This is a genomic window from Citrobacter sp. CK191, assembly GCF_030333435.1.
Taxonomy (GTDB): Bacteria; Pseudomonadota; Gammaproteobacteria; order Enterobacterales; family Enterobacteriaceae; genus Citrobacter_B; species Citrobacter_B koseri.
This window is the reverse complement of sequence record NZ_JAOWFX010000028.1, coordinates 193,301-214,683: the sequence shown is the minus strand read 5'-3', so window position 1 is coordinate 214,683 and position 21,383 is coordinate 193,301. Positions and strand designations below refer to the sequence as shown.

Sequence of the window (21,383 nt, the reverse complement as noted above, 5' to 3'; positions counted from 1 at the left end):
CGCAGTCAAAATGCCAGCCCGATCGGCTGGCATTTTTATTTCTGCGCCATTGCTTTTTGCCGGATGGCGACGCTGACGCGCTTTACCCGGCGGACAAACATCCGGCAAGATTCACTCCCGCGCCAGCGCATCTACCGGATCGAGTCGTGCCGCATTACGTGCGGGCAACCAGCCAAACAGTATCCCGGTAAACGTCGAGCACAAGAACGCCGTCAGGAGCGCGACGGGCGAGAAGCCGATTTCCCAGCCGGGTAAAAACATCTGTAGCGTAAAGGCGATCAGCATCGACAGCCCGATCCCCAACGCGCCGCCGACCAGACACACCAGCACCGCTTCAATTAAGAACTGTTGCAGCACATCGCTGGCGCGCGCGCCTACCGCCATACGGATGCCAATCTCCCGGGTTCGTTCAGTGACGGAAACCAGCATAATGTTCATTACGCCAATCCCCCCTACCACCAGTGAGATAACCGCAACCAGCGTCAGGAACAGTTGAAGAGTACGTGTGGTCTTTTCGGCGGTTTTCAAGACGCCGTCCATATTCCAGGTAAAGAAATCCTTCTTCCCGTGGCGCAGCGTCAGCAGGCGGGTAAGCTGCTGCTCAGCCTGCGCGCTGTCAAATCCCTCTTTCACCCGAACGGTGATGGAGTTCAGCCATGACTGCCCCATCACCCGCCCGGACATCGTGCTGTACGGCAGCCAGACGCGGAGGATCTTACTGCTGCCGAACATAGACTGTTTCTCTTCAGCCACGCCGATCACCGTTGCAGGCATATTACCGACCAGGATCACTTCGCCCACCACTTTCGCTTTATTGGGGAAAAGTTGACGCCGCGTGTTGCTGTCGAGCACCACCACCTGTGCCCGGCCATTCAACTGCTCTCTGTTGAACGTGTTCCCCTCGCTAAAGGTCATGCCGTAGACGTTAAAATAGTCGCCGCTGACGCCATTGGCGCTGGCGGCCACGTCGATGTTGCCGTAGCGAAGCCGCAGATTTTGCGATACGGCAGGCGTCGCGGACGTTACCCACGGCTGCTTCTGAATCGCGTTCAGATCGTCATATTTCAGCGCCTGCTGATATTGCGGATCGTCGTCGCCGAAGTCTTTACCGGGATAAATATCGATAGTATTGGTGCCAATGGCGCGAATGTCCGCCAGCACCATCTGTTTTGCCGCATCGCCGACCACCACGATCGACACCACCGACGCAATCCCGATAATAATCCCCAGCATGGTGAGCAAGGTGCGCATTTTATTGGCGGCCATCGCCAGCCACGCCATCGTGAGCGCCTCACGAAATCCGCTGACAAACTGGCTCCAGCCGGAGGCCGTTTTGACGACGGGCTCCGCGATACCTTGCCCCGCTTGCGTTTTCTGCGATGGCGGATTACGCACGATCTCGCCATCGTGGATTTCAATCACCCGTTCGGCCTGAGCGGCAACCTGCGGGTCGTGGGTCACGATAATGACCGTATGCCCCCGATCGCGCAGTTGATGCAGAATCGCCATCACTTCATCGCCGGAATGGCTGTCGAGCGCCCCCGTCGGCTCATCCGCGAGGATCACCTGCCCGCCGTTCATCAGCGCGCGCGCAATACTCACCCGCTGCTGTTGCCCGCCGGAGAGCTGCGAAGGCTGATAATCCACCCGATCGCCCAGCCCCAGCCGTTGCAGCAACTCTTCGGCCCGCTCCAGCCGTCGTTTGCGCTCCGTACCGGCATAAACGGCGGGCACCTCAACGTTTTGCGCCGCCGTCAGATGTGAGAGCAAATGATAACGCTGGAAGATAAAACCAAAATGTTCGCGGCGAAGTTGCGCCAGCGCGTCGCTGTCGAGCGTGGAGACATCCCGCCCCGCAATCCGATAGGTGCCGCTGGTAGGTTTATCCAGACAGCCGAGGATATTCATCAGGGTCGATTTACCGGAACCGGACGCGCCGACAATCGCTACCATCTCTCCGGCATGAATTTGCAGGGAGATGCCCTTCAGCACCTCGACCTGTTCTTCACCTGACGGATAACTACGGCGAATATTGCTCAGCTCAAGCAATGCCGTCATTGCGCGGCTCCAGGTTTGCTCTCGCTGATCACCACCTCATCGCCCTCTTCCAGTCCCTTGACGATCTCCACGTCGGTATCGTTACGCGCGCCAATCGACACCTCGCGTTCACGGGTTTCGCCGTTACGCAACAGCGTGACTTTGTAGCGGTTGTTGCCGACCGGGTCGCCAAGCGCCGCCAGCGGAATCGTCAACACGTTTTTAATGTCCGTGAGCTGAATATGCACCTGTGCGGTCATGTCCAGGCGCAAAATCCCTTTCGGGTTAGGAACTTCAAAACGCGCGTAATAGAAAATAGCGTCGTTCACTTTTTCAGGCGTGGGCAGGACATCTTTCAGCGCGCCTTCATAGCGGGTCTGGGGGTCGCCCAGCACGGTAAACCAGGCTTTTTGTCCGGGACGCAGGTGAATAACGTCCGCTTCGGAAACCTGCGCCTTCACCAGCATGGTGCTCATATCCGCCAGCGTCAGGATATTTGGCGCCTGTTGAGCGGCAATCACCGTCTGTCCCTGCAAGGTGGTGATTTGCGTCACCTCGCCTGCCATCGGGGCGACAATGCGGGTGTAATCCAGGTTGGTTTTTGCCGTATCAAGAGAAGCCTGATTACGTTTAATCTGCGCGTCAATCGTGCCGATCTGCGCCTGTTTGACGGCCATTTCCGTCGCGGCCGTATCCAGTTCCTGTCGCGAAATCGCCTGGGTTTTCGCCAGCTGTTGCTGGCGTGACAGGGTGACGCGCGCCAGTTTCCACTCGGCTTCAGCCTGTCGGCGCTGAGCGCGTAATTCCATCAGCGTGGCTTCCACCTCTTTGATCTGGTTTTCCGCTTGTTCAGGATCGATAACGCCAAGCAGCTGATCTTTTTTCACCTTGTCGCCAATTGCGACCGACAGCGTTTTAAGCTGGCCGCTGACCTGCGCCCCGACATCCACTTTGCGCAGCGCATCCAGTTTCCCCGTCGCCAGCACGCTCTGCTGGAGGTCGCCCGGACGGACAATCAGCGTTTGATAGTGGGGTAGCGGCGCATTTAACGTTCGCCAGAGCGTAAACATCGCCACGATGATAATGAGGGCGATGAGAAGATAGCGCTTTTTCATTTTTCCCTTGAGCTTCATAACGATCCAACATTCCCCGAGATATCCACCAGAGTGGGAAGATAAACCTTAACGGTAAATAAACAAACACTGAAAAACGCGCCGAATATCGCCGTCGCTATCCATTGCTGGACTGCATTCCGCCACAGATGTCGCGGCTGTTTCGCCGTTAATCCGCTCTCCCGCGCGCCAGCCAGAGTACGCGGGAGAACATTTTTTTGAACAGCGTCGGCACCGCGTCAACGCCACGTCGCCCTGCCTCCATCGCCACTTCAATGGCTAAGTCAGGCTTTGACGAGCGGTGGATCGCCTTCGAGATAATTTTCCGCATATTCATCGGGACGTTTTCCGGTATTTGCGCCACCCGATGAAAGACATCAGCAAATCCTGACCGATACATAAAATGTTCCATATCCAGAGCAGGCAATGCCGTCAGGTGCTCACGCTCTTCTTCCCGGTCGTTATTCAGCAAACCGCGCACCGTTGCGGCATATTTTTTCCCGGCTTCGTCACCATCCACCAGCACATGCCACTCAATTCCCATCCGGCGGGCGAATTTTACCAGCGGTCTCAGGCCAGACTGGGCGAATTCGATCACTTTAATCCCTTCGGCATCAAAGTGGTGCCCACACTGGCGCGCCAGTTCGTTGATAACCCAGGTTTCCGTTTCGCCCTCCACCAGCAGCCAGCAGCGGGAAAACAGCGACGAGGCCCGGTTAAAACGAATATGAAAGGCGATGCGGCGACCATCTTCCGCGCTCAGCCCGCCAGGCCCCAATCGCCAGGCCGCGACCCGTGAAGATTCACGCACCAGACGGACAACGTGCTCCACAGGCGTCAGCGACAGCAGCTCGCCGGAATTGGTCGTTGCCACACGTTGCAGCGGTAAAAGATTCAACAACTGCCATGCCACCGACAGCATAATCGGATGCAGACGCGTTTCCGGGTCTTCAACCAATAATAATGGTCGGGCATCTTTATCCAGCCGCAGCGTCCCTTTCGCCTGTAACAGCGTGGAAAACAGCCCCAGCAGGATCACGCGATGCGTGCGGCCGCCGGGTTTGTCGATCATCCGGTTAATAATGTCCAGATAGCGCCAGCTACGCTGTTCGTTGTTCGAACGGCGACGCATCAACCGATGACGGGATTGCCCCGCGCCTTGCTCGGAAAAGTAATGCTCCAGCAGCTGTACCATCGCCGAAAGCCCCTGGCGGATCTGCCCGTCCGTTAAATTCTGCGGACGGGTCGCCAGCTCTCGCGCCAGAAAGTCCAGCTGGCAGGCGGTAACTTCAACATCGGGAACATCGGGCACCGTACCGTTACGGATGCGTCGCATAAAGCGCGCATCGCGCAGGCGCAGTACCGGCATCAAACGAATGAGATGGTGTGCCTGGCGATTAATATCATCGACCGGCAGCGGGTGGCCGTCGCCATCAAGGAAGCTGCGCAGCGTCATCACGCTGCCATCTGCCGCGCTCTCCCCCTCCAGACGGTAGAAAATACGGTGAAAACCATCCTGACAGGGAGACCAGCATGCCTCCAGCGGGCGGTATCGACGCACCCGATGGCGGCCCGGCTGAGATTCACGGAAAGTGAGGATAATATGCAGATGATGTTCACGTCCCTGAAGATCTCCGGGGGGAAACCAGAAATCCTCGCGGATGAAATGATACAGTTCCGATTCTGGCGACAGCAGCAGAGTTAAGGCATCCAGCAGGCTGGATTTCCCCCACGCGTTCTCCCCAATCAGCACGTTGTTTTGCTCCAGCATCAACGATAATCGATTGATCCCGCGAAAACCCACAATCTCAACGCGTTCGAGAATCATGTATCCTCCAGAAATGAACAACTTATCCTTTCCGCAGTATAACGACAAAATCCGTTGCATGGCGTGATAATTGCAGCATTAAGTCCGTGCACTACACTCTTTATTAAGACAAATCAGAACAAGGATTCACACCACATTGCCCTAAATCAAACTAACTGAATTTTTTTAACTGGTGATTGGGTGACGTTCGTTCTTAAAATACAGTTTCCTGCATTATGTCGTCACCCTTTTATGACGATAAAAAAACAGCCGCATATTCAATGTGGTTAATTTTATTATTTGAGGTGGTTATGTTTAGAAAATTAGCAGCCGAATGTTTCGGTACATTCTGGCTCGTTTTCGGTGGCTGCGGAAGCGCCGTTCTGGCTGCGGCATTCCCTGAACTGGGAATTGGTTTTGCGGGTGTCGCGCTGGCTTTTGGTCTGACCGTACTGACAATGGCATTTGCCGTAGGTCATATTTCCGGCGGACATTTTAACCCGGCAGTGACATTAGGTTTATGGGCTGGCGGTCGTTTTCCGGCAAAAGAGGTCATTGGCTATATTATCGCTCAGGTTGTCGGCGGTATTATTGCCGCGGCGGTGCTGTATCTGATTGCCAGCGGTAAAGCAGGCTTTGATGCCGCTGCCAGCGGTTTTGCCTCTAACGGTTACGGCGAACATTCCCCTGGCGGTTATTCCATGCTTTCCGCCATCGTCATTGAAATCGTGCTGACCGCCGGTTTCCTGCTGGTCATTCATGGCGCGACGGACAAACACGCCCCGGCGGGTTTTGCCCCGATCGCTATTGGTCTGGCGTTAACCCTGATTCACCTGATCAGTATTCCGGTCACCAACACCTCTGTGAACCCGGCGCGCAGCACCGCGGTTGCGATCTTCCAGGGCGGTTGGGCATTACAACAACTGTGGCTGTTCTGGGTGATGCCGATTATCGGCGGTATTCTGGGTGGCGTGCTGTACCGCACGCTGCTTGAAAAACGCGACTAATTGAGTGAAGCCCGTGGTGTCGGGTGGCGACTACGCCTTACCCGACCTGCGGTACAGTACAATAAGCATGCCGGGTAAGCATTAGCGCCACCCGGCTTTTTTTTGCTCCTTTACCTGACCGCCTTTATTGGGTAGTGTCATTGCGCTGTCTCGCATATAAAGGACCCGGTTGTTCATGTTTTCAGGACTTTTAATCATTTTGGTTCCACTGATTGTGGGCTACCTCATTCCACTTCAGCATCAGGCCGCATTAAAACTGATCAACCGGCTGTTAAGCTGGATTGTCTACGTCATTCTCTTTTTTATGGGGATCAGCCTGGCGTTCCTGGATAATCTCGCCAGTAATTTGCTCGCTATTTTTCATTATTCCGCTGTCAGTATTACCGTTATTTTGCTGTGCAACATCGCGGCATTATTCTGGCTGGAACGTTCGCTACCGTGGCGACACAACCACCAGCAGGAGAAATTACCTTCACGTATCGCGATGGCACTTGAGTCACTTAAATTATGCGGCGTCGTGGTGCTGGGTTTTCTGCTTGGCCTCAGCGGGCTGGCATTTCTCAAACACGCTACGGAAGCCAGCGAATATACGCTGATCTTCTTATTATTCCTGATCGGCATCCAGTTGCGAAACAATGGCATGACCTTAAAACAGATTGTGCTGAATCGCCGGGGGATGATTGTCGCCGTGGTGGTGGTCGCCAGCTCTATGCTCGGCGGAGTCATCAATGCGCTCATTCTCGGCCTGCCGATCAAAACCGCGCTGGCAATGGCATCGGGTTTCGGCTGGTATTCCCTGTCCGGCATTTTATTGACCGAATCGTTCGGCCCGGTAATTGGCAGCGCCGCTTTCTTTAACGATCTGGCGCGCGAGCTGATAGCGATTATGCTGATCCCCGGCCTGGTTCGTCGCAGTCGCTCCACCGCGTTAGGGTTATGCGGCGCTACGTCGATGGACTTCACGTTGCCGGTACTTCAGCGTACAGGCGGTCTGGAGATGGTGCCTGCCGCCATCGTTCACGGTTTTATCCTCAGCCTGCTGGTGCCGATCCTGATGGCCTTTTTCTCAGCCTGATACCTCCCTGGCGGTAGAACTCTGCCGCCAAAATTGCGCTAAATCAATCTCCCTGTAAATTATGTAAGAAATCACTTTTATCCCTTTGCGCGCAGGCATAACCTTAAACATGTATATTAAATATAACTTTAAAAAAGGTGTGACCATGTTTTGTGTGCAATGTGAACAAACCATCCGTACTCCGGCGGGAAACGGCTGCTCCTACGCGCAGGGTATGTGCGGTAAAACAGCGGAAACGTCCGATCTCCAGGATCTGCTGATTGCGTCCCTGCAAGGTCTGTCTGCATGGGCTGCTAAAGCCCGTGAATATGGCATCATCGATCATGACGTTGACAACTTTGCCCCGCGTGCATTTTTCTCCACTCTGACCAACGTTAACTTCGATTCTCCGCGTATCGTCGGCTATGCCCGTGAAGCGATCGCCCTGCGCGAATCACTGAAAGCGCAGTGCCAGAACATCGATGCAAGCGCCACGGTAAACAACCCGATGGCCGACCTGCAACTGGTCAGCGACGATCTGGGCGATTTGCAACGTCAGGCCGCCGAGTTCACCCCGAACAAAGACAAAGCCGCTATTGGCGAGAACATCCTCGGCCTGCGTCTGCTTTGCCTGTACGGCCTGAAAGGTGCGGCAGCGTATATGGAGCACGCCCACGTTCTGGGTCAGTATGACAACGACATCTACGCGCAGTACCACAAAATCATGGCGTGGCTGGGCACCTGGCCTTCCGATATGAACGCTCTGCTGGAATGTTCTATGGAAATCGGCCAGATGAACTTCAAAGTGATGAGCATCCTGGATGCCGGTGAAACCACCAAATACGGCCACCCGACCCCGACTCAGGTTAACGTGAAAGCGGTTGAAGGTAAGTGCATCCTGATCTCCGGTCACGACCTGAAAGATCTGTACAACCTGCTGGAGCAGACCGAAGGGACTGGCGTGAACGTCTATACCCACGGTGAAATGCTGCCCGCGCACGGTTACCCGGAACTGCGTAAATTCAAACACCTGGTCGGTAACTACGGCAGCGGCTGGCAGAACCAGCAGGTTGAATTCGCCCGCTTCCCTGGCCCTATCGTGATGACCTCTAACTGCATCATCGACCCGACCGTTGGCGCGTATGACGACCGTATCTGGACGCGCAGCATCGTCGGTTGGCCGGGCGTAAACCACCTGGAAGGTGAAGATTTCTCTCCGGTTATCGCCCAGGCGCAGCAGATGGCAGGCTTCCCGTACAGCGAAATCCCGCATCTGATCACCGTTGGTTTCGGTCGCCAGACGCTGCTGGGCGCAGCAGACAGCCTGATCGACCTGGTCAGCCGCGAAAAACTGCGTCACATCTTCCTGGTGGGCGGCTGTGACGGCGCGCGTGGCGAACGTAACTACTTCACCGATTTCGCGACCAGCGTACCGGATGACTGCCTGATTCTGACGCTGGCCTGTGGTAAATACCGCTTCAACAAACTGGAATTCGGCGACATCGAAGGTCTGCCGCGTCTGGTTGACGCCGGTCAGTGTAACGACGCTTACTCCGCCATCATTCTGGCCGTCACGCTGGCAGAAAAACTGGGCTGTGGCGTGAACGACCTGCCGCTGTCTCTGGTACTCTCCTGGTTCGAACAGAAAGCGATCGTCATCCTGCTGACGCTGTTGTCTCTGGGCGTGAAAAACATCGTAACCGGGCCGACTGCGCCAGGTTTCTTCACCCCGGATCTGCTGGCTGTCCTCAACGAGAAATTTGGCCTGCGTCAGGTCACCACCGTTGAAGAAGATATGCAGCAACTGTTGAGCGCGTAAGGAGTTTTAGAATGACGATGCCAACCACTCAGTGTCCGTGGCGGATGCAGGTACATCACATCCATCAGGAAACCCCGGATGTGTGGACTCTCTCATTACTGTGTCACGATCACTATCCGTACCGTGCCGGTCAGTATGCGCTGGTCAGCGTTCGCAACTCTGCGGATACGCTGCGGGCCTACACCATTTCGTCCACGCCGGGCGTGAGCGAGTACATTACGCTGACGATCCGTCGCATTGATGAAGGCGCAGGTTCACAGTGGTTAACCCGCGAGGTGAAACGCGGCGATTATATCTGGCTGTCCGATGCGATGGGCGACTTTATCTGTGAAGACAAAGCCGAAGACAAGTTCCTGATGCTGGCGGCCGGTTGCGGCGTCACGCCAATTATGTCGATGCGTCGCTGGCTGGCAAAATACCGCCCGCAGGCAGATGTGCAGGTGATCTTCAACGTGCGTTCGCCGCAGGATGTGATTTTCGCTGAGGAATGGCGTCAGTACCCGGTCACGCTGGTGGCGGAGAACAATGCGACCCACGGTTTCGTGGCGGGTCGCCTGACCACTGAATTACTGAAAAACGTGCCGGACCTGGCATCGCGCACCGTCATGACCTGCGGCCCTGCGCCGTATATGGACATGGTTGAGCAGGAAGTGAAAGCGCTCGGCGTAACGCGCTTCTTTAAAGAGAAGTTCTTTACACCGGTTGCCGAAGCGGCAACGGAGGGTCTGAAGTTCACCAAACTGCAACCGGCGCAGGAGTTTTACGCGCCTGTCGGCACCACGCTGCTGGACGCGCTGGAAAGCAATAAAGTTCCGGTGACTGTGGCATGTCGTGCTGGCGTGTGCGGCTGCTGCAAAACCAAAGTGGTTTCCGGTGAATATACGGTCAGCAGCACCATGACGCTGACCGATGCGGAAATCGCCGACGGTTATGTACTGGCCTGCTCCTGCCATCCGCAGGGCGATTTAGTTCTGGCATAAGCTCTCATTGCCGGATGACGCTTCGCTTATCCGGCCTGCCATTTTTCGGCAGGCCGGGTAAGGCATTTACGCCGCCATCCGGCAATTCTTTACCGCCAGGCCGAATTTCCCGCAACAGAGAACCGCCCCGCCCCCAGAAACGCCACCGCCAGCGCGCCAATAAAGAAATAAACTAAACTTTCTATCGCCCATGCGCCGACGGCATCCAGTTGCCAGGTTTTCCCGGTGCCGACCATTAACCACGCCACCACCATCGTCAATGCCAGCACCAGCGCGGCAGGACGCGTAAGAATACCCAGCACAATCAGGCAAGGCGCAATCACCTCGCCCACCAGCACGCCATAGGCGATAAACCCGGGCAATCCTTTTGCAATCAGCATATTGCTAATGCCATCAATACCATCGAACAGTTTATGCAGGCCGTGAAACAGCATCAGCCCCCCTACTGCGAGGCGTAACAGAAACTTGCCAAAATCTTCATGCGTCAGCATACGGTTCACTGCATTTAATAACGTTGTAACCATCTGAATTGACTCCTGGTTCCGGCTGGTTTGCCATTAAATTACGCGTTCTGTCGGTTGAAATATAGCTGCTGAAAATAAGGGGTGATGACAAAGCGTAACGATTATCTTCATCTAAACTTGTAACCGGTATCACATTACAGGAGATGGAAAACCATGAAACAAACCGTTGCCGCTTACATTGCAAAAACACTTGAACAGGCTGGCGTGAAACGTATCTGGGGCGTGACGGGCGACTCCCTGAACGGCCTGAGCGACAGCCTGAACCGGATGGGGACGATTGACTGGATGTCGACGCGCCATGAAGAGGTCGCCGCCTTTGCCGCTGGCGCGGAAGCACAACTCACCGGTGAACTGGCGGTGTGCGCGGGTTCATGCGGGCCTGGCAACCTGCATTTGATTAACGGTCTGTTCGATTGCCACCGTAATCACGTCCCGGTTCTGGCTATCGCCGCCCACATTCCTTCCAGCGAAATCGGCAGCGGCTACTTTCAGGAGACCCACCCACAAGAGCTGTTTCGCGAATGCAGCCACTATTGCGAGCTGGTTTCCACCCCGGAGCAGATCCCGCAGGTACTGGCGATCGCCATGCGTAAAGCGGTGCTTAACCGTGGCGTCTCCGTCGTGGTGCTGCCGGGCGACGTCGCGCTGAAACCGGCGCCGGAAAGCGCCAGCACCCACTGGTATCATGCCCCGCTGCCGGTCGTAACCCCGGCCGAAGAAGAGCTGAAAAAACTGGCACAGCTATTACGTTACTCCAGCAATATCGCCCTGATGTGCGGCAGCGGCTGCGCGGGCGCGCATAAAGAACTGGTGGAATTCGCCGCCAAAATTAAAGCGCCAATTGTTCATGCGCTGCGCGGCAAAGAACATGTGGAGTACGACAACCCTTACGATGTGGGCATGACGGGATTGATCGGCTTCTCATCCGGTTTCCATACGATGATGAATGCTGACACCCTGATCCTGCTCGGCACCCAGTTTCCCTATCGCGCCTTTTACCCGACCGACGCCAAAATCATTCAAATCGATATCAACCCGGCAAGCATTGGCGCGCACAGTAAAGTCGATATGGCGCTGGTCGGCGATATTCGCTCCACGCTCGCCGCGTTATTGCCGATGCTGGAAGAAAAAACCGATCGTAAATTCCTTGATAAAGCGCTGGAGCACTATCGCGACGCGCGCAAAGGGCTGGATGATTTAGCCAAACCGAGCGAGAAAGCGATTCACCCGCAATATCTGGCGCAGCAGATCAGCCGTTTCGCCGCAGATGACGCCATCTTTACCTGCGACGTCGGCACGCCGACCGTATGGGCGGCGCGTTATCTGAAAATGAACGGTAAGCGCCGTCTGCTGGGATCGTTTAACCACGGTTCAATGGCCAATGCCATGCCGCAGGCGTTAGGCGCCCAGGCCACCGAACCGGGCCGTCAGGTGATCGCCATGTGCGGCGACGGGGGATTCAGTATGCTAATGGGCGATTTCCTCTCTGTCGTACAGATGAAGCTGCCGGTAAAAATTGTTGTTTTCAACAACAGCGTGCTGGGCTTTGTGGCAATGGAGATGAAAGCGGGCGGCTACCTCACCGACGGCACCGAGCTGCACGACACGAACTTCGCCCGCATTGCTGAAGCCTGCGGCATTACAGGGCTCCGCGTTGAAAAAGCCGCCGACGTCGACGAGGCGCTGCAACGCGCGCTGTCTATCGACGGTCCGGTACTGGTCGATGTGGTCGTGGCGAAAGAAGAACTGGCCATTCCGCCGCAAATCAAACTGGAGCAGGCCAAAGGGTTTAGCCTGTATATGCTGCGCGCGATCATCAGCGGGCGCGGTGATGAAGTGATCGAACTGGCGAAAACCAACTGGCTAAGGTAAAACAATGCACATCGCCTTTTAAACTATAGGGATGTGCAATGATCGATTTACGTAGTGATACCGTTACCCGGCCGAGTCGTGCCATGCTCGAAGAGATGATGGCCGCCCCGGTCGGGGACGACGTGTACGGAGATGACCCAACCGTCAACGCCCTCCAGCAATACGCCGCTGAGCTTTCTGGCAAAGACGCGGCGATTTTTTTACCCACCGGCACTCAGGCTAACCTGGTCGCTCTGCTCAGCCACTGTGAACGCGGCGAAGAGTATATCGCCGGTCAGGGCGCGCATAACTATCTGTACGAGGCAGGCGGCGCGGCGGTGCTGGGCAGCATTCAACCGCAGCCCATTGATGCCGCCGCAGACGGTACGTTGCCGCTGGATAAGGTCGCCGCGAAGATCAAGGCGGATGATATCCATTTTGCCCGCACTCGCTTACTCAGTCTGGAAAACACCCACAACGGTAAAGTGCTGCCGCGCGAATATTTAAAACAGGCGTGGGAATTTACCCGCGAGCGCGGTCTGGCGTTACACGTTGACGGCGCGCGTATTTTTAACGCGGTCGTCGCCTACGGCTGCGAACTGAAAGACATTACTCAATACTGCGATTCATTCACCATTTGCCTGTCAAAAGGTCTGGGGACGCCGGTAGGCTCACTGTTAGTCGGCAACCAGGACTACATTAAGCGCGCCATCCGCTGGCGCAAAATGACCGGCGGCGGTATGCGTCAGGCGGGTATTCTGGCTGCTGCCGGGCTGTACGCGTTGAAGAATAACGTCGCACGTTTACAGGACGATCACGACAACGCGGCCTGGATGGCGGAGCAACTGCGTGAAGCTGGTGCGGATGTTATGCGTCACGACACCAATATGCTGTTTGTCCGCGTTGGTGAAGAGAACGCGGCGGCGATGGGCGAATACATGAAGGCGCGTGACGTGCTGATCAACGCGTCGCCAATCGTGCGTCTGGTGACGCATCTGGACGTATCGCGTGAACAGCTTGCTGAAGTCGCCGCCCACTGGCGCGCCTTTTTAACCCGCTAAGGAGACGGACGTGCCGCAACGTATTTTGGTTCTTGGCGCCAGTGGTTACATTGGTCAACATCTGGTGCGGGCGCTCAGCGCGCAAGGGCATCAGATTCTGGCGGCGGCACGTCGCATTGAACGGCTGGAAAAACAGCAACTGGCTAACGTCAGTTGTCATAAAGTCGATCTCAACTGGCCGGATAATCTGCCCGCGCTGCTCCGCGAGGTCGACACCGTCTATTATCTGGTGCATGGCATGGGCGAAGGCGGCGATTTTATTGCCCATGAGCGCCAGGTTGCGATGAACGTGCGCGATGCGCTGCGTGAAGTACCGGTCAAACAGCTCATATTCCTCAGTTCGTTGCAGGCGCCGAAACATGAGCAGTCTGACCATTTGCGCGCCCGGCAGTTAACTGCGGAGACGCTGCGCGAATCCGGCGTGCCGGTGACCGAACTGCGCGCTGGCATTATCGTCGGCGCAGGTTCAGCCGCCTTCGAAGTGATGCGCGATATGGTCTACAACCTGCCAGTGCTGACGCCGCCTCGCTGGGTGCGCTCCCGAACCACGCCCATCGCGCTGGAAAATTTGCTGCACTATCTGGTGGCGTTGCTGGATCACCCTGCCTGCGAGCACCGGGTTCTCGAAGCCGCCGGGCCGCAGGTCTTAAGCTATCAGGAGCAGTTCAAGCACTTTATGGCCGTCAGCGGCAAACATCGCCTGCTGATCCCCATCCCTTTTCCGACCCGCTGGATTTCAGTCTGGTTTTTAAATGTCATTACGTCCGTTCCGCCGACCACGGCAAAAGCGCTGATCCAGGGGCTGAAACATGACCTGCTGGCCGATGATACCGAACTGCGGGCGTTGGTCCCCCAGACGCTCATCTCCTTTGACGATGCCGTGCGTCGCACGCTGAAGGAGGAAGAAAAACTGGTCAACTCCAGCGACTGGGGATACGACGCCCAGGCGTTTGCCCGCTGGCGACCAGAGTATGGCTATTTTGCCAAACAGGCCGGATTCACGGTTAAAACCTCCGCCAGCCGGAAAGCCCTGTGGCAGGTGATCAACCGTCTCGGCGGCAAAGAAGGCTATTTCTTTGGCAATATTCTCTGGAAAACGCGTGCGGCAATGGATCTGCTGGTGGGGCATCGACTGGCAAAAGGCCGACCTGAACACGCGCTTCTTCAGACCGGCGACACGGTGGACAGCTGGAAAGTCATCATTGTCGAGCCGGAAAAACAGCTGACTTTACTGTTTGGCATGAAAGCACCGGGCCTTGGCCGTCTGAGTTTTACCCTTGAAGATAAAGGCGATCACCGGCAAATTGACGTGCGCGCCTGGTGGCACCCGCACGGGATGCCCGGCCTTTTCTACTGGCTGCTGATGATCCCGGCGCATCTCTTTATTTTCCAGGGCATGGCAAAGCGAATTGCCCGGCTTGCAGAACAAATCACAGATTAATCATAAAAACATACTGTATTCTTTCATGTTTCCCATTGCATACCGACGTAATTCACGGAAGAATGCGCACGAAGTTCTATTAACCACAGTGGATTGATATGAAGGTACTGGTTACCGGCGCCACCAGCGGCTTAGGTCGAAACGCGGTTGAGTTTTTGCGCAATAAAGGCATCAGCGTCAGAGCTACCGGTCGCAATGAAGCGATGGGCAAGCTGCTGCAAAAAATGGGAGCGGAATTTGTCCATGCGGATTTGACCGAGCTGGTCTCTTCGCAGGCAAAAGTGATGCTCGCAGGCATTGATACGCTGTGGCACTGCTCCAGTTTCACCTCGCCGTGGGGAACCCAGGAAGCCTTCGATCTGGCGAACGTCCGCGCCACCCGACGCCTCGGCGAATGGGCCGTCGCCTGGGGCGTACGTAACTTTATTCATATCTCCTCTCCGTCACTCTATTTTGATTATCACCACCATCGCGATATCAAAGAGGATTTTCGTCCGCACCGCTTCGCCAACGAATTTGCACGCAGCAAAGCGGCCGGTGAAGAGGTGATTAACCTGCTGGCGCAGGCCAACCCGCAGACGCGTTTTACCGTCCTGCGCCCGCAAAGTCTGTTTGGCCCACACGATAAAGTCTTTATTCCGCGTCTGGCGCATATGATGCACCACTACGGCAGCGTTCTGTTGCCGCACGGCGGCAGCGCGTTGGTGGATATGACTTATTATGAAAATGCCGTCCATGCGATGTGGCTGGCAAGCCAGGAAAGCAGTGACAAGCTGCCTTCTGGTCGGGTCTATAACATCACAAACGGTGAACACCGGACGCTGCGCAGCATTGTGCAAAAGCTGATTGATGAATTAAACATTGATTGCCGAATCCGTTCGGTTCCGTATCCGATGCTGGATATGATCGCCCGCAGCATGGAGCGTTTCGGCAATAAATCGGCGAAAGAGCCGACGCTGACGCACTACGGCGTTTCCAAGCTGAATTTCGATTTTACGCTGGACACCACGCGCGCCCAGGAAGAACTGGGCTATCAGCCCATCGTCACGCTGGATGAAGGCATTGAGCGTACCGCCGCCTGGCTGCGCGATCACGGCAAGCTACCGCGCTGACCGGCGCACAGTGAACACAAAAAACGGCAACCATCAGGTTGCCGTCAGATTGTTGTTGTACCGGATGGCACAATAGATACTACTCACCCGCCGCAGGCCCGATAAGCCTTCGCCATCGGGCATTTCAGGCGTTGTCGTTTTATATTGTCATTACAGCGCGCTCCACGCGTCAGACCATGCCAGACCCGCGCCGGGTTCATAATAGGCCGGCGCCGTATTACACCAGCCGCTATACGGGAATGGTTTGCACTGGAACAGCTTACCGTGGTTATTCACGATATCGCCCGCATTGTACTTGCTGTTCGCGCTCCATGCCGGATACGAACCCGAATCGCCATCGTCCTGAGATGGCGTTGCCGCTTTCGCTTTCACGTTGAGCAGATAAGAGGTGGTGCTGCTCAATTCACCATCACTGACGGTCAGGCTCACCTCGTACTGCTGAGCGGTCGCCGCTTCCGGCGCTGCGAAGGTTACGACCGCTTTGTCTTCGCCAGACACGGTCTGACCATCCTGAGCACGCCAGGTGTAGGTCAGTTTGTTGCCGTCTTCGTCAGTCGACCCCTCCGCGCTCAAAGAGACCTGCGCCCCCGCATCTACCGCGCCAATCGGCCCTGCGATATGGGCTACCGGCGCATGGTTAACGGTGGTCGGCTCTGCTGGCGTTTCATCCGGCACTGGCGCAGGTGCAGGCGTATCATCAGCCGGTGTTGGCGTTACGGGCTCTTCATCCGGTTTAGTCGAAGAACCGTCATCATTAATGATGTTCACATTGTAGAAATGCTGTACACATTTCGTGTAATCCCCCTCTTTAAACGCGCTGAATGGCGTCTGATAACCCACCAGTTGGCAGGCATAGGTTTTGCCGTCCGGCGTATCCGAACTCCATCCCCAATCTTGTTCCCAGTAGATCTTCAATGCGCCCGCGCCGCCTTCATCGAACTGCTTCATGTTGGCGCAGCCCAGCACTTCATCTGCCGGAACCGGTACTTTCAGGTAGTTAGCGAACTCTTTGTAGTATTTGATACGGTTCTGCGACTGCGCGATTTCCGTCGGGCCGCCGCATTCAACGCCGCCGTTGATAATCTGGGTGGTGACGCCAAAGCCGGGCACCAGACCGTTAGCCTTATCATGCGCGTTCGGCTGCCAGGTGCCATCGATGACCTGCAACATGCTAGGTTTCGGCGGCTGCGGGTAGGCGAAGAAGAAAATAGCGCTCGCCAGGTTCAGCCAGGTATCGGCAACCAGCTCCGGTTTATCCAGTAGCGTGCGAACGTCGCCATACATCGCTTCGGAGAACGGCCCGTAGTTGTAGTTATAGGACAACTGTTTCGCACCGCGGCCAAAGTAACTCAGGAATTCACCATCTTTGTCTTTGCCGCACGGCCAGGTTTGCCCCTGCCAGACGCTCGGGTTACATTCGCCGTTATAGCCGCCTTTCTGCCCTTCGCTCCAGCCCATTTCACGCACATACACCAGCGCCTGGCGCCATTCGGCCTCTGGACGCCAGCTCTCATGGCCGCCGGTTTCCTGCGCAAAGTGGGCGAACATCGTAGCCAGCTCTTTGCGGCAAATCGCATCACTGTCGCGACCATCGTTATAGGTCTTACACAGCGCCGGAAATTTGCCGACTGCTTTCAGGAAATTGCTGTAGGTATATTCTTTAGCACGCAGCGGGAAAAGATATTCCCAGTCGCTGGCTTTGATGATTCCCTCAACGCGTTTGACGTTTTCCGGGTTGGCGGCGCGACCGGGTTCAATGAGTTCTACCTGGGCATTATCCAGCGTCTGGATCGTCTCTTTCACCGAAGCCATCAACGGGAAATTTGTCAGCTCCTGCTCCTTTTTCGCCAGATCGCTGGCTTTTATGGTGTAAGGCTCACTGCTGCTGGCCTGCAATGTATTTGCTTGCGCCATAAACGGCACCGCACAGGCACCCGCAATGAGTACACTCAATAATGTCCTTTTGCTCATTTCAATTTTTCCTTTATGTACAATAGTGATTAATTCAAATTCTGCGTTGTCAATTAACAACACGAATAAACAAACGTCAGAACCTGGGGTTTTACTTTTCGAAGAACACCAGCAGGAATTCTTCAAAAAATAAAAGCGGCTGGATTTATTTATATTGCGTGGTCATTTTTATACGCTGGTATGTTTCCCAGACTTTATGCGCGTAAATCATGCGCTGCGGGTAATTCTCTTTTTTAACCCCGGCGTTATATGCGCCTACCGCCTCCCAGTTATAACCATATACTTTGATCATATCGGATAAGATCGACGCACCGACCATAATAGATGTACAGGGTTCCAGCATCAGTCGGTACTCATCAATGCCACGGCGTTTCAGCGCTGAAAAATGCGAGCTATTTATTTGCATCAACCCGACATCTCTCGTTCCGTCGTGATTTCGTCCTACCGCATAGGGATTCATGCCAGACTCAACTTGCGCAATGGCAAATAATAAATAAGGGTCAACATGATAATAATTTGCGGCTCTGTCCCAGCAGTTGGCAAACGCGCTTTGACTTAACATCAATAACAACAAAATTAAACGTTTCATATTTTCATCCGGTTGTCGGGGTGATCTGCTCCTTGTTCGTTATGCACATTATTTTTTAGAGATGGCCGCCCCCAGACAGGGGCGGCTACCCTTCGCGGATAGATAACGTATCCGCATTATTAAGGTAAGAGGATTATTGACAGTCTGCGGCGGCGCCTTCTTTCACCCACACGTCGCTGTTGCCGGGTTTATCACCCTGCGTCCACCATTTAGCGCGGTATACAGACCCCTGATAGGTGGTAGTCTCACCGCCGTTGTAAACCACATCGGAACGCCAGTTGAATTTCACCTGGCTGACCAGTTCCCACGCGTCCACGCCAAAGCCTGGCTGATTGCCCTGCGTCCAGTACTTCGCTTTCCACACCAGGTGATCAAAACTGACGGTATCGCCATTGTTGTAGATTTTGCTGGCGTCCCATGCCGCGTAGTGGCTGGCATTGGCATCAACCGGGCTGTCGCAACCGCCGGTTGCCGCGCCTTCATCAGACGGCGTCGTCCCCTCATCGGCTGGCGTGGTGCCTTCATCAGACGGTGTCGTCCCTTCGTCGGACGGCACCGGCGCCGCTTTTGGCGTAACGTTAATCTGCACGTTGGACTGCACGCTGGTTTTACCATCGCTGACCACGACGCTGACGGTGTAAGTCGAGGCGGAGCTCACTTCCGGCGCGGTGATGGTCACGCTGGAGGTGTCCGTCCCCGTCGCGTTCATGTCGCCCGGCACGCTCCAGGCGTAGGTCAACGCGTCGCCATCAGGATCGGCAGCCTGCGCATTCAGCGTGTAGGTTGCGCCTGCTTCAAGCGACACCGTTTCCAGCGGATTCACAACCGGAGCCTGGTTCGCTTTTGGCGCTTTGTTCACAACCTGAACGTCAATGGCGTTACTCAGACCTTTCGCATCGGTAACGGTCAGACGGAACGCCAGATTCTGATTGCTGGAGACGGCGGCGACGTTAAAGCTCGCTTTCGCGCTGGTGCTCTTGTTCAGCGTTACGGACGGACCGGAGATCTGCGTCCACTTATAGGTGATCGCATCGCCATCCGGGTCGGTAGAGGCAGAACCGTCCAGCGTGACCGTCGCCGGGCCGGTGACGACCTGGTCAACTGCGGTCGCGACTGGCGCATGGTTGGTTACAACCGGCTCAACCGGCGTAGAACCCCCACCCAGCAAGCTTTCGTTCATCGCGTTCAGAATGTCGCCGTTATCAGAGTCAATAGACCAGGAGAACAGGCCGCCGAGGTTGTTAGCCAGGACGTATTTACCTTTCGCCGCCGCAGAGCGGGCGTCTTCATAGGTAATCAGGTCGCCGGTGGATTTATTGAAAATATACGGCGCTTCCGCCGCAGCGTCGTAACGGTATTCCCAGCCTGGTTTGCCTTTGTATTCATTAACAATCTGACGATAATCAACCACGCCCGGCTCCCAGGTGCCTTTCACCGGGCCGGTAGCCGTACCGGTAAACGGATTGTCGCCGGTATAGCCATGCACGCCAGTCCAGCCACGGCCATACATCCCCGCGCCCACCACGATCTTGCCTGGCTGCACGCCCTGCGCCAGCAACGCATTGACGCCATTTTCCGTGGTGTATTTGGTGTCCGGTTTCCACTCTGCGCCGTGCAGCGCCGCCTGGTGCCCCAGATCGGTGTTGCTCCAGCCGCCGTAGAAGTCGTAGCTCATCAGGAAGATGTGATCCATATACTGCTGCGCCTGGGCGTAGTCCACGTCTTCGATTTTGTCCTGACCGGAACCGATAGCGGAGGTCAACTCGTAAGTCCGACCGGTTTCGGCAGACAGTTCGTTAAGCATGGTGCGCAGATCGTGCATCAGTGCCGTGTAGGTCGCTTTATCCTGCTGCGGGTTGCCCAGCGTTTCATTCTGACCGCCGCCGCCCGGGAATTCCCAGTCAATATCTACGCCGTCGAAGAATTTCCATGTCTTCAGGAAATCCTTAACGGAAGCAACAAACCGCGCGCGAATCGCGCTGTCATGCATCTGGAAGAACGGATCGGAAAGCGTCCATCCCCCAACCGATGGCAGGATTTTCAGATCCGGGTGCGCTTTTTTCAGCGCCATCAATTGACCGAAGTTGCCTTTATACGGGTCATCCCAGTTAGAGACGCCAGCCTGCGGTTTTTGCAGCGCCGCCCACGGATCGTGGATCGCCACGGTATAGTCCTGTCGGCCATTACAGGCGCGTTTCAGCGCTTCAAAACTGTTGCCACCTTCGATGGATTTCAGGCTGTCATTGATGCCGTCGCCGCCGCAAATGGGAATAAAGCCGTACAGGATATGGTTCAGGTTAGCCGCCGGGATTTTATCCACCGGGAAATTACGGCCATACACGCCCCATTCCGGGAAGTACGCGCCCACCACTTTATCGGTATGCTGAGCAAACGTTTTATTGTTTTCCTTCATGGTGGTATTCAGCGGCAGCAGATGGCTACCGTCGGTATCCGCCACAATAATCAGCTTGCTGGCGCTTTTCGTACACCCGCTGGTATTACATAACTCAACCTGTTCCTGATAACGACCGCCTTTTTTGACTTTGAAGGTCGCAGAACCGGCAGCGCTACCTGCGCCAGACCATACGGTCTTACCATCCAACAGCACTTTCGCGGAGGTCGGCGCATCGCCGCTCCAGACGTTCCATTCCACCTTGACGTCCACGCCATCGTTATGAACTTTCACCAGGTTGTTATAATCCTGCGCAGCCTGATCCACTTCCACAATGGCGAATTTATCATTGCCGCTGGTAATAGACGGCGTACCCGGCGCAGCGGCAAAAACCGGACTTGTCGCTGCTGCCACAAAAAGTGCCAGATATTTAGGCTTCATAAATTTCATTATTAATTCCTGATAATTTTATTCGTGAATATTTAACAGCCATGCATTCCTTAGAGCATGGACGAATTGCAAACAGTAATTTATTTAAGACAACGGAAACCAACCCATTATAAAAATGAAATAATCTATTTCGCTTTACGCTCCTCCCTAAAATGGCATAAGCATTAATTCTATTA

At 55.3% G+C, this 21,383-nt stretch carries 15 protein-coding genes; 8 read left to right on the top strand and 7 right to left on the bottom strand.

All coding sequences use genetic code 11. The features are described from left to right. Positions 1 to 111: 111 nt before the first annotated feature. The 3 genes from macB to OGV82_RS08360 form a co-directional block, all read right to left on the bottom strand. Entirely contained in the window at positions 112 to 2,058 is a 1,947-nt protein-coding gene (gene macB / locus OGV82_RS08370; protein WP_047457825.1) for a macrolide ABC transporter ATP-binding protein/permease MacB, read from the bottom strand. Beyond that, on the bottom strand, positions 2,055 to 3,152 hold the full coding sequence (gene macA, locus OGV82_RS08365) for a macrolide transporter subunit MacA (protein WP_371417097.1): 1,098 nt from the start codon (positions 3,150 to 3,152) through the stop codon (positions 2,055 to 2,057). Before macA ends, macB begins: the two co-directional genes overlap by 4 nt. A 166-nt stretch (positions 3,153 to 3,318) precedes the next feature. Beyond that, positions 3,319 to 4,977 carry an ATP-dependent endonuclease gene (locus OGV82_RS08360; RefSeq protein WP_024130485.1) on the bottom strand — a complete coding sequence of 553 codons (1,659 nt, stop codon included), beginning with the start codon at positions 4,975 to 4,977 and terminating at the stop codon, positions 3,319 to 3,321. 290 nt (positions 4,978 to 5,267) lie between these two features. Here OGV82_RS08360 and aqpZ point away from each other — a divergent pair, with 290 nt between their 5' ends. The 4 genes from aqpZ (at position 5,268) to hcr (ending at position 9,816) form a co-directional block, all read left to right on the top strand. After that, positions 5,268 to 5,963 carry an aquaporin Z gene (aqpZ, locus tag OGV82_RS08355; protein ID WP_024130486.1) on the top strand — a complete coding sequence of 232 codons (696 nt, stop codon included), beginning with the start codon at positions 5,268 to 5,270 and terminating at the stop codon, positions 5,961 to 5,963. A gap of 175 nt (positions 5,964 to 6,138) precedes the next feature. Further along, positions 6,139 to 7,038 (top strand): LysO family transporter, encoded by a 900-nt coding sequence (locus OGV82_RS08350; RefSeq protein ID WP_012133055.1) that lies wholly within the window; start codon positions 6,139 to 6,141, stop codon positions 7,036 to 7,038. A 145-nt stretch (positions 7,039 to 7,183) separates the two neighbouring features. Then, positions 7,184 to 8,836: a hydroxylamine reductase gene (gene hcp / locus OGV82_RS08345; protein ID WP_024130487.1), complete on the top strand. Its 1,653-nt coding sequence runs from the start codon at positions 7,184 to 7,186 to the stop codon at positions 8,834 to 8,836. Positions 8,837 to 8,847: 11 nt separating this feature from the next. After that, complete coding sequence (gene hcr / locus OGV82_RS08340) at positions 8,848 to 9,816, top strand: NADH oxidoreductase (protein WP_024130488.1); 969 nt, start codon at positions 8,848 to 8,850, stop codon at positions 9,814 to 9,816. 89 nt (positions 9,817 to 9,905) lie between these two features. Here the strand turns inward: hcr and OGV82_RS08335 are convergent, their stop codons facing one another. Beyond that, positions 9,906 to 10,340 (bottom strand): DoxX family protein, encoded by a 435-nt coding sequence (locus OGV82_RS08335; RefSeq protein ID WP_024130489.1) that lies wholly within the window; start codon positions 10,338 to 10,340, stop codon positions 9,906 to 9,908. A 153-nt stretch (positions 10,341 to 10,493) separates the two neighbouring features. Between OGV82_RS08335 and poxB the strand changes: the two genes are divergently transcribed. The 4 genes from poxB (at position 10,494) to OGV82_RS08315 (ending at position 15,805) form a co-directional block, all read left to right on the top strand. After that, positions 10,494 to 12,212, top strand: coding sequence for a ubiquinone-dependent pyruvate dehydrogenase (gene poxB / locus OGV82_RS08330; protein WP_047457834.1), 1,719 nt, complete (start codon positions 10,494 to 10,496; stop codon positions 12,210 to 12,212). A 38-nt stretch (positions 12,213 to 12,250) separates the two neighbouring features. Then, positions 12,251 to 13,252: a low-specificity L-threonine aldolase gene (ltaE, locus tag OGV82_RS08325; RefSeq protein ID WP_047457837.1), complete on the top strand. Its 1,002-nt coding sequence runs from the start codon at positions 12,251 to 12,253 to the stop codon at positions 13,250 to 13,252. Between the two features lie 10 nt (positions 13,253 to 13,262). Continuing rightward, positions 13,263 to 14,693: an SDR family oxidoreductase gene (locus OGV82_RS08320; RefSeq protein ID WP_047457840.1), complete on the top strand. Its 1,431-nt coding sequence runs from the start codon at positions 13,263 to 13,265 to the stop codon at positions 14,691 to 14,693. A 98-nt stretch (positions 14,694 to 14,791) separates the two neighbouring features. Continuing rightward, entirely contained in the window at positions 14,792 to 15,805 is a 1,014-nt protein-coding gene (locus OGV82_RS08315) for a 3-beta-hydroxysteroid dehydrogenase (RefSeq protein ID WP_012133064.1), read from the top strand. A 150-nt stretch (positions 15,806 to 15,955) separates the two neighbouring features. Here the strand turns inward: OGV82_RS08315 and OGV82_RS08310 are convergent, their stop codons facing one another. The 3 genes from OGV82_RS08310 to OGV82_RS08300 form a co-directional block, all read right to left on the bottom strand. Continuing rightward, on the bottom strand, positions 15,956 to 17,776 hold the full coding sequence (locus OGV82_RS08310) for a glycoside hydrolase family 19 protein (protein WP_047457843.1): 1,821 nt from the start codon (positions 17,774 to 17,776) through the stop codon (positions 15,956 to 15,958). A 145-nt stretch (positions 17,777 to 17,921) separates the two neighbouring features. After that, positions 17,922 to 18,365, bottom strand: coding sequence for a type III secretion system invasion protein IagB (gene iagB / locus OGV82_RS08305; RefSeq protein ID WP_047457844.1), 444 nt, complete (start codon positions 18,363 to 18,365; stop codon positions 17,922 to 17,924). A 133-nt stretch (positions 18,366 to 18,498) separates the two neighbouring features. Next, positions 18,499 to 21,207, bottom strand: a complete 2,709-nt coding sequence (locus tag OGV82_RS08300; RefSeq protein WP_012133067.1) for a glycosyl hydrolase family 18 protein — start codon at positions 21,205 to 21,207, stop codon at positions 18,499 to 18,501. Between the last annotated feature and the right edge of the window lie 176 nt (positions 21,208 to 21,383).

What these genes read in the sequence shown, in the direction of transcription:
- macB (WP_047457825.1), bottom strand. Translation starts at nt 2,058, where the DNA reads ATGACGGCATTGCTTGAGCTGAGCAATATTCGCCGTAGTTATCCGTCA.
- macA (WP_371417097.1), bottom strand. Translation starts at nt 3,152, where the DNA reads ATGAAAAAGCGCTATCTTCTCATCGCCCTCATTATCATCGTGGCGATG.
- OGV82_RS08360 (WP_024130485.1), bottom strand. Translation starts at nt 4,977, where the DNA reads ATGATTCTCGAACGCGTTGAGATTGTGGGTTTTCGCGGGATCAATCGA.
- aqpZ (WP_024130486.1), top strand. Translation starts at nt 5,268, where the DNA reads ATGTTTAGAAAATTAGCAGCCGAATGTTTCGGTACATTCTGGCTCGTT.
- OGV82_RS08350 (WP_012133055.1), top strand. Translation starts at nt 6,139, where the DNA reads ATGTTTTCAGGACTTTTAATCATTTTGGTTCCACTGATTGTGGGCTAC.
- hcp (WP_024130487.1), top strand. Translation starts at nt 7,184, where the DNA reads ATGTTTTGTGTGCAATGTGAACAAACCATCCGTACTCCGGCGGGAAAC.
- hcr (WP_024130488.1), top strand. Translation starts at nt 8,848, where the DNA reads ATGACGATGCCAACCACTCAGTGTCCGTGGCGGATGCAGGTACATCAC.
- OGV82_RS08335 (WP_024130489.1), bottom strand. Translation starts at nt 10,340, where the DNA reads ATGGTTACAACGTTATTAAATGCAGTGAACCGTATGCTGACGCATGAA.
- poxB (WP_047457834.1), top strand. Translation starts at nt 10,494, where the DNA reads ATGAAACAAACCGTTGCCGCTTACATTGCAAAAACACTTGAACAGGCT.
- ltaE (WP_047457837.1), top strand. Translation starts at nt 12,251, where the DNA reads ATGATCGATTTACGTAGTGATACCGTTACCCGGCCGAGTCGTGCCATG.
- OGV82_RS08315 (WP_012133064.1), top strand. Translation starts at nt 14,792, where the DNA reads ATGAAGGTACTGGTTACCGGCGCCACCAGCGGCTTAGGTCGAAACGCG.
- OGV82_RS08310 (WP_047457843.1), bottom strand. Translation starts at nt 17,776, where the DNA reads ATGAGCAAAAGGACATTATTGAGTGTACTCATTGCGGGTGCCTGTGCG.
- iagB (WP_047457844.1), bottom strand. Translation starts at nt 18,365, where the DNA reads ATGAAACGTTTAATTTTGTTGTTATTGATGTTAAGTCAAAGCGCGTTT.
- OGV82_RS08300 (WP_012133067.1), bottom strand. Translation starts at nt 21,207, where the DNA reads ATGAAATTTATGAAGCCTAAATATCTGGCACTTTTTGTGGCAGCAGCG.